The sequence below is a fragment of the Brachybacterium tyrofermentans genome, from assembly GCF_039526165.1.
GTDB classification, from domain to species: domain Bacteria; phylum Actinomycetota; class Actinomycetes; order Actinomycetales; family Dermabacteraceae; genus Brachybacterium; species Brachybacterium tyrofermentans.
The window spans coordinates 192,278-205,001 of the sequence record NZ_BAAAIR010000034.1 but is presented as its reverse complement, the minus strand read 5'-3'; the positions used below and the strand labels follow the sequence as shown (position 1 = coordinate 205,001).

At 72.3% G+C, this 12,724-nt stretch carries 13 protein-coding genes; 10 read left to right on the top strand and 3 right to left on the bottom strand.

From position 1 onward, the window contains the following. Positions 1 to 2: 2 nt before the first annotated feature. Both ABD093_RS08550 and ABD093_RS08545 read left to right on the top strand, forming a co-directional pair. On the top strand, positions 3 to 485 hold the full coding sequence (locus tag ABD093_RS08550) for an SRPBCC family protein (protein WP_343923749.1): 483 nt from the start codon (positions 3 to 5) through the stop codon (positions 483 to 485). Further along, on the top strand, positions 482 to 955 hold the full coding sequence (locus ABD093_RS08545) for a DnaJ family domain-containing protein (protein ID WP_343923747.1): 474 nt from the start codon (positions 482 to 484) through the stop codon (positions 953 to 955). The genes ABD093_RS08550 and ABD093_RS08545 overlap by 4 nt, the downstream gene beginning before the upstream one ends. Positions 956 to 982: 27 nt before the next feature. Here ABD093_RS08545 and ABD093_RS08540 read toward each other — a convergent pair whose 3' ends face one another. Together ABD093_RS08540 and ABD093_RS08535 are read right to left on the bottom strand one after the other, a co-directional pair. Continuing rightward, on the bottom strand, positions 983 to 1,819 hold the full coding sequence (locus ABD093_RS08540; RefSeq protein ID WP_193116407.1) for a nucleotidyltransferase family protein: 837 nt from the start codon (positions 1,817 to 1,819) through the stop codon (positions 983 to 985). Next, positions 1,816 to 2,715, bottom strand: coding sequence for a serine protein kinase RIO (locus tag ABD093_RS08535; protein ID WP_193116406.1), 900 nt, complete (start codon positions 2,713 to 2,715; stop codon positions 1,816 to 1,818). Before ABD093_RS08535 ends, ABD093_RS08540 begins: the two co-directional genes overlap by 4 nt. Before the next feature lie 291 nt (positions 2,716 to 3,006). On the opposite strand from ABD093_RS08535, the gene ABD093_RS08530 reads away from it, so the two are divergent. The 7 genes from ABD093_RS08530 (at position 3,007) to ABD093_RS08500 (ending at position 10,082) form a co-directional block, all read left to right on the top strand. After that, positions 3,007 to 5,043 carry a GxGYxYP domain-containing protein gene (locus ABD093_RS08530; protein ID WP_343923743.1) on the top strand — a complete coding sequence of 679 codons (2,037 nt, stop codon included), beginning with the start codon at positions 3,007 to 3,009 and terminating at the stop codon, positions 5,041 to 5,043. Continuing rightward, a complete protein-coding gene (locus tag ABD093_RS08525) occupies positions 5,040 to 5,852 on the top strand; it encodes a GNAT family N-acetyltransferase (RefSeq protein ID WP_343923741.1) in 813 nt (270 codons plus the stop codon). Before ABD093_RS08530 ends, ABD093_RS08525 begins: the two co-directional genes overlap by 4 nt. A gap of 39 nt (positions 5,853 to 5,891) precedes the next feature. Continuing rightward, entirely contained in the window at positions 5,892 to 6,623 is a 732-nt protein-coding gene (locus tag ABD093_RS08520; RefSeq protein WP_343923739.1) for a VOC family protein, read from the top strand. Continuing rightward, positions 6,620 to 6,997, top strand: a complete 378-nt coding sequence (locus ABD093_RS08515; RefSeq protein WP_343923737.1) for a DoxX family protein — start codon at positions 6,620 to 6,622, stop codon at positions 6,995 to 6,997. The genes ABD093_RS08520 and ABD093_RS08515 overlap by 4 nt, the downstream gene beginning before the upstream one ends. A 125-nt stretch (positions 6,998 to 7,122) precedes the next feature. Continuing rightward, positions 7,123 to 9,387 carry a heavy metal translocating P-type ATPase gene (locus ABD093_RS08510; protein WP_343923735.1) on the top strand — a complete coding sequence of 755 codons (2,265 nt, stop codon included), beginning with the start codon at positions 7,123 to 7,125 and terminating at the stop codon, positions 9,385 to 9,387. A 48-nt stretch (positions 9,388 to 9,435) separates the two neighbouring features. Further along, on the top strand, positions 9,436 to 9,669 hold the full coding sequence (locus ABD093_RS08505; RefSeq protein ID WP_343923733.1) for a FitA-like ribbon-helix-helix domain-containing protein: 234 nt from the start codon (positions 9,436 to 9,438) through the stop codon (positions 9,667 to 9,669). Further along, the gene (locus tag ABD093_RS08500) at positions 9,666 to 10,082 is read left to right on the top strand and encodes a type II toxin-antitoxin system VapC family toxin (RefSeq protein WP_343923731.1); all 417 of its coding nucleotides are present in this window, start codon (positions 9,666 to 9,668) and stop codon (positions 10,080 to 10,082) included. The genes ABD093_RS08505 and ABD093_RS08500 overlap by 4 nt, the downstream gene beginning before the upstream one ends. 13 nt (positions 10,083 to 10,095) lie before the next feature. Here the strand turns inward: ABD093_RS08500 and ABD093_RS08495 are convergent, their stop codons facing one another. Then, positions 10,096 to 11,610, bottom strand: coding sequence for an amidohydrolase (locus ABD093_RS08495; protein ID WP_343923729.1), 1,515 nt, complete (start codon positions 11,608 to 11,610; stop codon positions 10,096 to 10,098). Positions 11,611 to 11,723: 113 nt separating this feature from the next. On the opposite strand from ABD093_RS08495, the gene ABD093_RS08490 reads away from it, so the two are divergent. Next, positions 11,724 to 12,710 (top strand): ABC transporter ATP-binding protein, encoded by a 987-nt coding sequence (locus ABD093_RS08490; RefSeq protein WP_343923727.1) that lies wholly within the window; start codon positions 11,724 to 11,726, stop codon positions 12,708 to 12,710. The last annotated feature ends 14 nt before the right edge of the window (positions 12,711 to 12,724 follow it).

Genomic DNA, 12,724 nt, shown 5'->3' with positions numbered 1-12,724 from the left:
CCATGAGTGAGAGCACCGGAGCAGGGACCACCCCGGCAGATCGCGTCGTCCGTGCGTCCCGGGAGATCGCCGCCTCCGCCGGAGCGATCTTCGCCCTGATCGCCGATCCGGCGGAGCAGCCGCGCTGGGACGGGAACGACAACCTCGCCGAGGCCGCCACCGGGCAGCGGGTCACGGCGCTGGGCGACGTGTTCGTGATGACCAACCGCAACGGGGGAGTGCGCGAGAACCATGTCGTCGCTTTCGCAGAGGGTCGCGAGATCGCCTGGATGCCGGCGCCGGAGGGCCAGGAGCCGCCCGGGCACCGCTGGGGCTGGGAGCTCGAGGAGCTCGATGCCCGGCGCACCCTGGTCACCCACACCTACGACTGGTCGCAGCTGACCGACGAGAAGCGTCTGGCCAAGGCCGCCGGCTACACCGCCGAGAATCTGCGAGCCTCGCTCGACCGGCTCGCTCTGCTCGCCGAGGGTGCGGACGGGCCATGAGCTCGCGGGACGACGCCCGGGTCCAGAGCGAGCTCGAGCAGGCCATCGCCCGCGGCGACTTCGACGACCTGCCCGGCACCGGCAAGCCGCTGGACCTGCCGGCCTCCCCGGATCCCGACTGGTGGATCCGGCAGCGCCTCGCCGAGGACGACGTGGACCGCGACGCGCTGCTGCCCGTGGTGATGCTGCTGCGCCGCGAGTACGAGCGCCGCGACGACACCCTCGTCGAGCTGCCCAACGAGCAGTCCGTGCGCGAGTTCGCGACCGAGTTCACCCAGCGGGTGCACGATGATCGTCGTGCGAACCCGCTGGCCCGTGTGATGGCTCCCGAGATGGATCCCGATGACGCCGTGGAGCGCTGGCGGGAGCTGCGCGCCGCGACGGCCGACCGCGAACCGGCGCGGGCCGAGACCGCGGTCGAGGGCCGACGGCCCCGTCGGCGCTGGTGGCTCTTCGGCCGACGGGGATGAGCCGGGAGCTCGGAGGGGTCGGAGGGCTCAGCGCCCGTCGGCCAGCGACTCCTGCGCCGTGGTGATCAGCGCACGCACGGTGCGCACCGCCGCGGTGAGCGCGGGCTCCGAGAGGTCCTGACCGATCGTGGACAGCGCGGCTGTCGCTCGACTCGCGAAATCCTGGGTCTCGAGGGGGAGGCGGTCGACCGCGGGCACGAGGCCCTTCTCGGTCGTCACCCACGCGCCGGCATCGGCGTGCCAGGCGTGCGCGCACCACATCAGGGACGTCGCGCAGCACAGCTGGAGGTAGGCGACATCGCCGCGGCCCGTCACCTTCGCGGCACCGCCGACGAGGAATTCCGCCGTCCGGAGCTGCTCGACCAGGGCATCGCGCAGGGGAGCGGGATACGGGTCCAGGCCGTGGCGGAGCTCCTCGAGGACGCCTCGGGGATCGACCAGAGGTCGGCAGGTGGCGACCTCGCCCGCATAGGCGATGTCGACGTATCCGAGGGGATGCCCGGTCTGGTGGTGGACGGCGAACTCGCCGCGCCGGGCACGACGGCACTGTTCGCGCACCCGGTCCACGTCCCGCAGGATCAGGTCCACGGGGGTGCCGTCGATCGTGAGCCAGGCGCCGCCGTCGACCCAGGGGCCCCAGCCGCCCGGCCCCGCGACGTCGACCGGGGAGCCGACGATCGAGGTCGCCGCTTCGCGCAGGGCGGGGAGATCGAGCTCGGACGCCTCGTAGTAGAGGCCGAGGTCCACGTCGGAATCGGCGTGATGGGTCCCCCGGGCGCGACTGCCTCCGAGGGTGACAGCGCGGATCCCCTGCACGGCGGCCACTCGCTCGGCGACCTCCTGCAGGCGGGCACCGGTGATCATGGGGTCTCCCAGCGGCGCATGGACTCCGCGAACCACTCCTCCGGGTCCGCGGCCGTCGGTGACGCCCCGTGCGCGAGCAGCCAGGTGCACACGTTCGTGCAGTCGCGGCGCAGGAACTCGGGTCCCTTGGGATTCGCGATCAGGTCGATGACCTGGGGGACGTCGATGATCACCGGATCCGGCACCTCGGCGCGGGAGTCGATGAGGATGTTGTACGGCGAGAGGTCGCCGTGGACCAGCCCGAGCCCGGCGAGGTCGATGACCACGTCGCGCAGCCGCGCCGCCCAGCGCGTGGTTGTGGCCGCGTCGGGGCTGGTCTCCTGCAGGCGCGGCGCGGCGACCGCCCCGCGCTCGTCGTCCGTGCCGATGAACTCCATGCACACCTCGGTGCCGACGATCTGGATCGGGTAGGGGACCGGCAGGCCCGCCTCCCACAGACGGTTGAGCACGTCGAACTCGGTGCGGGCCCACTGGGCGGCCGCGACCTGCTTCCCGAAGGCGGTGCCCTTGGCCATGGCGCGGGCTTCGCGGGTGTCCTTCCCGCGGCGGCCCTCGGAGTACTCATGGGAGCGGTGGAACGAGGAGTGCTCCGGGGCGCGATAGCGCTTGGCGACCATTAGGGTGGCCTCGCCCGGAGAGCCGGTGAGCAGCTCCTCGGGCAGGGCGCGCTCGAGCAGGAAGGCATCGGCCTCCTTGCCGGTCTTGAGGATGCCGAGCTCGGAGTCGATCGCCCCGTCGTGCTGGACGATCCAGGCGGGGAAGGGCTGCGGGCCGCGGTCCATGGTGTGCGCGGTCTCGGGCCAGGTGGACCAGCGCTGGTCGTCGTCGAGCTCGGCGACGGTGGCGGTGAGCAGGGAACGGGCGAAGAAGGCGTCCAGATCGAAGGACGGGGTCATGGGGTCTCCTGAGGGAGGACCTGCGAGATGCTCAGCAGGTCGGGGTGGAACGGAGGACTGCAGGGGTCAGCGCGGTGACAACCATCTGGTCCTCCTTCCCTCGGGGCCGTCCCGTCCGGGGCGGCGATGGATCCACCGTAGAGGCGCGCGATGCCGGGGTCCACTGAATTACCGGGGATCGATCACGAGCGGTCCGCCGTCCCCGTCATTAACCGGTTCAGCGAAATGCTTCCCACGGTGCACTGAGGGCGGTTAGCCTCAAGATCCCTCTCACCCGATCAGGAGTCGACGATGACGTCCGACCTGCATCATGCCCAGCCCTCCCACCCCGTCACCCGCCGCGCGGTGCTCGCGGGATCCGTGGGCGCCGCGGCGCTCGGAGCCGGCATGGGTGCTCCGGCCCTCGCCGGCGGGCCCCCGGATGCCCGAGCCGTGCACTGGAAGCGCGGGCATGTGTTCCCGATGGTCAGCGCGACCGGGAAGATCGTGGTCGCGGACGTCCGGGAGCTCGACGGCTTCGACCGCCTGCTGCTGATCTCCCTGCAGGGGCTCGTGAACCGCGACCGTCCCGAGATCTACCTGATCCTCGACCCCGTCGACGAGACCTGGATCCCCGACCTGCCCGTGCGGGCGACCCGGGTCGAGGACCCGTTCTCCCTGCTCGAGACCTACCGCGACCGCGTCGCCGGGGCCGTCGTCTACGACATCGACTCCCCGCACACGATCAACCTCGCCACCACGATCGCCGGCCTGCGCGGAGGGATCGTCGCGAACGCCGAGCAGGTGCAGGCGCACGGCCTGAGCGTGCTCGAGGACCTCACCGGCCGCTTCGAGGACGATCCCGCCGCGGTGCACGACTGGGCGATGTCGACCCTCTGGCCGGAGTGCACCCGCGAGGTGCTGGTGGGCCTGCCGCCCACGCACACGGTCACCGTCGAGGGGATCACGTGGACCGAGCTGCTGCGCGAGGAGGACCGGGTCACCGACTCCTCGAACCTCGACCCGTACACCGTCGACCTCTCGGGCTCGCTCGGGGCCGACGCGATCTTCCTGCGCCTGAGCGACGCCTTTCCCCAGGATGGCTGGGGCCCCGCCGTGCACGCCGTCGAGGTGACCGCGGACGGCGCGGTGATCGCGTCGTTCGTGCCCGGCACGGACGAGGAGACCCCGTTCCTGTTCGACGGCAGCGGCTCCTCGACCAAAGAAGGCCTGCGCTTCGCCGACGGCGGCGGGTCGTTCATCTACCGCGTCGAGGTCCCTTCGGGGACGTCGGCCGTGAGCGCCGCGATCGAGGTGGAGAACCAGTTCGTCATCTCCGCGACCGACCAGGCGCCCACCCGCGTCGAGCCGTTCGCCTCCTTCCGGGACTTCTCGGTCGCGACCGGGGCGCTGGTCAGCTGGCTGCCGCCCTCGGGTGCGAGCGGGAGCCAGTTCGAGGATCTCCTGGAGCAGGTCGATCCCGGCACCGTCTACGCGGGCTGGTTCTCGAACGACGTCTCGGGGGAGTGGTCCGGCGTCGAGCTGTGCAGCCGGGCCGGGGTGATCGTCGTGGCGGCGGACTACTACGCCAACGCGAGCGTGCTCTCGGCGATCCGGGCGAGCACCCGCGCCACCCCCTCGGCGCGGTCGACGGCCGCACCGGAGAACCGCACCTACCTGACCCTCACCATCGGCGAGGGCGACAACATCCAGTACTGCCAGCGGCACATGCGCGAGCTGTGGGACGACCCCGGTCGCGGCGCCGTGCCGATGAACTGGACCGTCTCCCCGCTGCTGGAGGACATCGGTCCGGCGCTGCTGCACCACTTCCAGACCTCTGCCACGGAGAACGACCTGCTGGTGTGCGGGCCCTCGGGCGCCGGCTACACGTACGGGGACTCCTGGCCGGAGGACGAGCTCGCGGTGTTCACGCAGCTCTCCGGGCAGTACCAGAAGCGCACCGGGCTCGACGTGGTCTACGCCTACTCCACGCCCGTGCCCGGCGGCGCCCCGCCGGTCCTGCCGGACTGGGTGCTGGAGTCCTACGCCGAGGACGTCGAGCTGCGCGGCATCATCCAGACCGACGAGTCCGGGGAGATCTCCGATCCCGGCGCGGCGGTGCCGTTGATCGGCACCTTCTATCCGCCCGGCGGGGTCGAGGAGTTCCGCTCCGAGCTGCTCGCGCGGATCCAGGAGCACGACGGCGACGGTCCGCTGTTCCTGGCCGGCCTCATCAACGCCTGGAACTGGACGCCGAGCGATGTGGTCGCCCTCGTGCAGGGCCTCCCCGAGGACGTCGAGGTGCTCCTCGCCGACGAGTTCTTCGACCTGTTCGCGCAGACCGCGTGAGCGCAGACCCCCGCGCCGCGCAGCTGCTCGCCGCCTATGACGAGCAGTTGCGCGAGGAGGCGGACGTCGACGGCGCGCTCGACGTGACGCGGCATGGGCCGCTGTGGCTCGTACGGCTCACGGGAGGTCGGGGGTTCGTGACCTATCGCGACCTCGGGGGTGCCGGGGGCGAGGAGGTGCGTCGGCTGGTGGAGGCGGCGGTTGCGCACTTCGTCGAGGACGGGTCCGTGCGGGAGATCGAGTGGAAGAGTCGCGGACACGACGATGCACCGGGACTCGAGGATGCGCTGGCCGAGCACGGCTTCGTGGCCGAGGAGACGGAGTCGATCATGATCGGCCCGCTCGAGGGGCTCGTCGGCGACGGGCGGATGCCCGAGGGGGTGCACGTGCGGCGAGCGGTCGAGGAGGCCGACGTGCGCGCCGTGAGCGCGATGACCGACCGCGCCTTCGGGAACGAGGTCGACGGCTCCCGCGCCGACTCCCTGGTCGCGCTGCTCGCCCGGGACGACGGGTCGCAGCAGTGGGTCGCCGAGGTCGACGGCCGGCCGGTGAGCGCTGGTCGCCTGATCCCCGTACCGGGCACGGAGTTCGTGGGGATCTGGGGCGGGGCGACGCTGCCCGAGTTCCGGCACCGCGGGATCTACCGTGCGCTCACCGCCGCCCGCGCCAGGTCCGCGCTCGAGGCGGGCTACCGGTACCTGCACAGCGACTCGACGCGGTTCTCCCGCCCCATCCTCGAGCGCTCGGGGCTGGTGGCCGTCTCCACGACCACGCCGTGGGTGCGGCGGGAGGGCTCGTCGGGACAGTAGGGCTGGACGCCGGATGCCGCCGGCCGGGAGACTGGTTCGATGTTCCTGGAGAACCTCGGCATCGATGCCACCGACCCCGTTCGCCTCGGCCGCTTCTGGGAGGCGGCGCTGGGCACCACCACGCTGACCGCGGAGCCCGACATCGTCGAGACCCGCCTCGACCTCGACGGCACGGCATATCTCGACCTGTGCTTCGTGCGGGTGCCGGAGCCGCCCACGTCGCCGCAGCGCCTGCACCTGGATCTGCGGGGTGGTGAGCAGCAGCAGGAGGTCGCGGCGCGGCTGCGGGAGCTCGGGGCGGGCGACCTCGACATCGGGCAGGGCGAGGTGCCGTGGATCGTGCTCGCCGATCCTGAAGGCGGGGCGTTCTGCGTGATGGAGGATCGGGAGGAGTTCGTCGGCACCGGGCCGATCGCCGCGCTGCCGCTGGACTCCTCCGATCCGGAGCGCGACGCTGACTTCTGGGCGTGGCTGACCGGCTGGGTCGATGTGGACGGCCAGGCACCGCGGGCCCTGCGGCACCCGTCGCTGAGCGGTCCGCTGCTGTCGCTGTATCCGGAGCCCGCGCCCAAGGTGCCCGGGGCCAAGAACCCGATCCACCTGGACGTGCGTCTCGAGCCGGGGGACGACGCCGACGAGATCGCCGCGCAGATCGCCGAGCGGGGCGGGTGGGAGCTCCGCCACAACTGGGGCGACCTGCCCTGGCGGGTGTTCCAGGATCCCTCCGGCAACGAGTTCTGCGTGCTGCCGGTTCCCGGGGCGGCGGCATGAGCGGCGGGCGGAGGACAGCAGGCTTCCTGGCCGTGCTGCTCGGCGGGGCGGGAATTCTGCACCTCGCGCGACCGGAGACCTTCGACGGCATCGTGCCGAGGGCGCTGCCCGGACGGGCCCGGGTCTACACCTACGCCTCCGGGGCGGCGGAGCTCGGCGTGGCCGGGCTGCTCGCCGTGCCGAGCACCCGTCGCCTGGGCGGGATCGCGGCAGCGGCCCTGTTCGTGGCGGTGTTCCCCGCGAACCTCCAGATGGCGTACGACTGGCGCGGTGCCCGGCCGCGGAAGCGGGCCATCGCCCTGGGGCGCCTGCCGCTGCAGGGCGTGCTCATCGCCCAGGCCAGGCACGTGGTGACGGCGGTGGATCGGGGCTGACCGGGGCTGTATGGCGTACCTGCTCTCGTTCTCGCGCCGTCGGGGTGGCGATTCATACGGGGAGGGGGTATGCTTCGAGCAACAGTTACATACCCCTAGGGGGTATCGAATAAAAGGGGGTGGCGATGAGCATGCACGTCGCGGAGTCGGGTATCGAGCTGGAGATCGGCGGGATGACCTGTGCTTCCTGCGCGAACCGGATCGAGCGCAAGCTCAACAAGCTCGACGGCGTCTCGGCGAGCGTCAACTACGCCACCGAGAAGGCCAAGGTCACCGCCCCGGAGGGGTATGACCCGCAGCTGCTCGTCGCCGAGGTCGAGAAGTCCGGTTATACCGCCGCGCTCCCGACGCCCCCGTCGGCCCGCGGCGCGCAGAGCGATGGCGCCGAGGAGCCGGCGCCGGATCTCGAGCTGATCGCCCTGCGCCAGCGCCTGATCGGCTCGATCGTGCTGAGCGTGCCCGTCATCGCGATGGCGATGATCCCGGCGCTGCAGTTCACGTACTGGCAGTGGCTGTCCCTCGCACTCGCCGCCCCGGTGATCATCTGGGGAGCCTGGCCGTTCCACAAGGCGGCTTGGGCGAACCTCAAGCAGGGCGCGGCCACGATGGACACGCTCATCTCGATGGGCACCTCCGCCGCGTTCCTGTGGTCGCTGTACGCCCTGTTCCTCGGCACGGCCGGGATGCCCGGCATGACCCATCCGTTCGAGCTGACGATCTCACCGTCGGACGGCGCGGCCACCATCTACCTCGAGGTGGGCGCCGGCGTCACGATGTTCCTCCTCGCCGGCCGCTACGTCGAGAAGCGGTCCAAGCGGCAGGCGGGAGCCGCCCTGCGTGCCCTGCTCGAGATGGGCGCCAAGGAGGTCTCCGTGCTCCGCGGCGGCCAGGAGCGGACGATCCCCGCCCGTGACCTCGTGGTGGGCGACGAGTTCATCGTCCGGCCCGGCGAGAAGATCGCGACCGACGGCGTCATCACCTCCGGAACCTCCGCGGTGGACGTCTCCATGCTCACCGGCGAGTCCGTGCCCGCAGAGGTCGCCGAGGGCGACGCCGTCACCGGCGCGACCGTCAACGCCGGAGGCCGCCTGCTGGTCCGGGCCACCCGCGTCGGCGGCGACACCCAGCTCGCCCAGATGGCGAAGCTCGTCGAGGAGGCACAGACCGGCAAGGCCGAGGTGCAGCGCCTGGCCGATCGGATCTCCGGCATCTTCGTGCCGATCGTGCTGGTCATCGCCGTGGTCACCCTCACCGTCTGGCTCCTGCTGGGCTTCCCCGTCACCGCCGGGTTCACGGCCGCCGTCGCCGTGCTCGTCATCGCCTGCCCCTGCGCCCTGGGTCTTGCGACCCCGACCGCCCTGCTCGTGGGCACCGGCCGCGGCGCGCAGATGGGCGTGCTCATCAAGGGCCCCGAGGTCCTGGAGTCCACGCGCACCGTCGACACCGTCGTGCTCGACAAGACCGGCACCGTGACCACCGGGAAGATGACCCTGGTGGACGTCGTGGCGGATCCCGGCACGGACCGCGCCGAGGTGCTGCGGATGGCCGGGGCGGTCGAGGACTCCTCGGAGCACCCGATCGCGCAGGCCATCGCCACGGGCGCCACGCAGGAGACCGGGGTGCTCCCTGCGCCGTCGACCTTCGAGAACGTCCCCGGTCAGGGTGTGCACGGGACCGTCGAGGGCCGCTCCGTCCTCGTGGGCCGCGAGACCCTGCTGGCCGACGCCCAGATGGTGCTCTCCCCGGAGGTCGCCGCCGCGAAGGCGGAGGCCGAGGGGCAGGGGCGCACGGTCGTGACGGTCGGCTGGGACGGCGCCGCCCGCGGGATCCTGGTCGTGGCCGATGCGGTCAGGCCCACCAGCGCGGAAGCCGTTGCGCAGATGGTGGAGCTGGGGCTCACCCCGGTGCTCCTGACCGGGGACAACGAGACGGTGGCGCGGCAGATCGCTGCGGAGGTCGGCATCGACGAGGTCATCGCCGAGGTGCTGCCTGCGCAGAAGGTCGACGTGGTCACGCGGCTCCAGGCGGAAGGGCGCGTCGTCGCGATGGTCGGCGACGGCGTCAACGACGCCCCGGCCCTCGCCCAGGCCGATCTCGGCCTCGCGATGGGCACCGGCACCGACGTCGCGATCGAGGCCTCGGACATCACGCTCGTGCGCGGCGACCTCCGCAGCGCGGTCGACGCGATCCGGCTCTCCCGCCGCACGCTGTCCACGATCAAGGTGAACCTCTTCTGGGCCTTCGCCTACAACGTCGCCGCGATCCCGATCGCCGCCCTGGGCATGCTCAACCCCATGCTCGCCGGCGCCGCGATGGCGTTCTCCAGCGTGTTCGTCGTGGGCAACAGCCTGCGGCTGCGGAGCTTCCGGAGCGTCGCCGGGAAGTCCTGAGGCGCGACACCATTGCATGCGCCATGCATGCACGGCTATGGTCGCTCCATGAGCACACTTCAGGTCCGTGACGTCCGACCCGAGACGACCGAGGTCCTCAAGCGGCGGGCCGCTTCCCGCGGGGTCTCGCTGAGCGAGTACCTCCGCGCCGAGCTCGACCGGCTGGCGGCAGTGCCCTCGCGCTCGGAGGTGCTGGCGCGGATCGCGGCCCGGTCGACACCGGAGCTGACCCCTGCGATCGACGAGCTCGCGCGCGCTCGGGCCGAGCGGTCCGGGGAGTGATCGTCCTCGATGCCTCGGTCGCTGCGGAACTCCTGCTGGACCAGCCATCGGCCCCTGCGATCGCCGCGACCCTCGAGGGCCAGGACATTGCGGCGCCGGAACTGCTGGGAGTGGAGATGCTCAGCATCCTGCGTGCGTGGACCCGGGGCAGGGGCTTGGACGTGACCAGAGCCCAGGAAGCCTTGATCGACCTGGAGGACCTGGGGATCGCCTGGTACTCCGATCGACCTCTGCTCCGGGTGGCCTGGGGGAAGCGGGACAACGCCTCGGCGTACGACGCCATCTACCTCGCGCTCGCCGAGACCCTGTCCGTCCCGGCGCACGAGGTGAGAGTGCTGACCCTCGATCGCCGCCTCGCCAGGGCGTTCCCGTCGCTCACCACGATCCCTCAGGACGGTGGAGGCACCCGCTGACGACGCGAGCTCGTCAGCGCCCGCTCGGGGGATGCCCGGCGACGAGGGTCTCGAGCACGACCGTCTCCCGCAGACGGTGCGCGGCCTCGCGGGCGGCCGCGTCGACCATGAGGCCGTCGGCTCCGAGCGGCACGTCGGCGAAGGGGTCGCTCCCGAGCAGCACGAGGTCTGCGGGTCCGCCGACCTGCAGGGACGTGATCCCGTCGGTCGAGGCGGCGAGGGCCTCGCGGGGCTGGAGCTGCTGCTCGGGGTGCCAGCCGGGGCGGTCGTCGGCGCTGCGGTGCACCGCAGCCGCCATGGCCAGCCACGGGTCCAGCGGGGCGACGGGGGCATCGGAGCCGAGCGCGAGCGGCACCCCGGCGGTGAGCAGATCCCGCAGCCGGAACGCCTGCGCGCCGTGGCCGGGCCACACGCTCTCGGTGGCATCCCGGTCATCCAGCAGGTGGGCGGGCTGCACGGAGGCGGTCACGCCGAGCGCGGCCATGTCGTCGACGTCGTCATCCGTGAGCATCTGCGCGTGCTCGATGCGCGCGGCGATCCCCACCTCGGCGATCGCCTCGAGGGCGACCTGCGCGGCGGCGTCCCCGATCGCATGGACGGCCGCGGTGAGGCCCTGGGCCCGTGCCCTGGACAGCGCGTCACGCAGCAGCTGCGGGCCCACGCTCAGCACGCCGCGGCCCGCATAGCCGTGCCCGTCGGAGTACATGTCGCGGGTATAGGCGGAGTGGGAGCCGAGCGCGCCGTCCACGATGACCTTCAGAGGGCCCATCGTCACCAGACCCGTCCCGTCGAGCACGGTGCCCGTCGGCCCCGGGGCGTTCGCGAGCTCCGCGGGGTAGACGGCGGTGCGCACCCGCATCCGTGCCGGACGCTCCTGCCAGACCTCCCAGGGTCGACCCCATTCCATGTCGACCAGGCCCACCACGCCGCGCTCCAGGGCCTGGCGCTGCATCATCGCCGCGCCGGTCGCGACGGAGTGGGCCACCCCGGGCAGCTCGGGCAGACGCGGCGCGATCGCGAACCAGTCCTCCTCGGCGAGGATCCCGTCGCGCGGGGGCAGGCCCAGCAGCGCCAGGGCGGCAGAGTTCAGCCAGGCGTGATGGGCGTCGCCGCCGATCAGCACGGTCGGCACCGTGCCGGTCGCCTCATCGAGGGCGGGAACCGTGGGCTGCACCGCGAAATCCACCAGGCGATGCCCGAAGCCGATCAGCGCCTGGCGCGGATCGGTGCGCCCCTCGCGACGGTGGGCGAGCTCGGCGCGCACCAGCTCGAGGATCACGCCCACGCTGCCCGCGCCGCCGGTGTCGAGGCGGGCATGGGCCTGGGCGAGCTGTCCGGTGTGCACGTGCTGATCCCAGAGCCCGGGGATCGCGATCGCGCCGCCGCCCTCGAGGGACTCCTCGCCGGCGGCGGGGGAGAGGCGCGGGGCGATCTCGGCGATCACGCCGTCATGGACCCGCAGGTCCACCGGGTGGGAGGAGGTCCCGCCGCTCGCGGCATCGAGGGGCCGCACCTGTCTGATCAGCACCGATCCAGCGTAGCCCGGACTGGCGCCGCCTTACCGTCCCATGACTGCTGTCATGGGTCCGAGATGACCGGTGGGGGTGGGGCACGGAGGCTCGGCGCGGAAGGCTGAACGCCATGAGCACCACGACCGCCACCGGCACCACCGCATCCGGCACTCCGACCCCCGCTCGTCACGCCGCGATCAGCCTGCGCGGGGTGAGGAAGACCTATGGGCGGATCTGCGCCCTGGACGGTCTCGACCTCGAGATCGGCGCCGGCGAGATCGTGGCCCTGCTGGGCCCCAACGGCGCCGGCAAATCCACCGCCATGGAGATGATGGTGGGCCTGGCCACCGCGGATGCCGGACAGGTGCGCATCCTGGGCACCGACCCGGTCACCGCCACCCGCACCGGGCTGATCGGCACCATGCTCCAGAGCGGGGCGCTGCTCCCGGACCAGAGCGTGCGCTCGATGCTGCGCATGCTGCACGCCCTCCAGGCCCACCCCATGCCGCTCGAGACGGTCGCGGAGCAGGCCGACATCACCGATCTCCTCACCCGGCGCATCGGCGCCCTCTCCGGCGGGCAGGCCCAGCGGGTGCGCTTCGCGATCGCCCTGCTCGGCGACCCGCAGGTGCTGCTGCTGGACGAGCCGACGGTGGGCATGGACATCGGCGCCCGCCGCGCCTTCTGGGACCAGATGCGCGAGGTCGCCGCCACCGGCCGCACCATCGTCTTCGCCACCCACCACCTCGACGAGGCCGAGCGCGAAGCGCGCCGCGTGATCGTCATGGACCGAGGGCGCGTGGTCGCCGACGGCACCGTGCCCGAGATCAGCGCCGTCGTGGGCGGGCGCGTCATCACCCTGCGCGGGGCCGACGCCGCCGCTGTCGCGGCGCTGCCCGGGGTGGAGAGCGCCGGGGCCGACGAGACCGACCCCGAGCGCGTGCGCGCCCTCTGCTCGGACTCCGATGCCGCGCTCGCCGCCCTGTTCACCGGGGGCCTCGCGGGCGAGGTCCACGAGGTGCTGGTCTCCGCGCCCGGACTCGAGGAGGCCTTCCTGCGCATCACCGACCACTCCGATCAGACAGACACCACCGTCCCGGACGGAGCAGACCGATGAGCCACGCCGCAGAT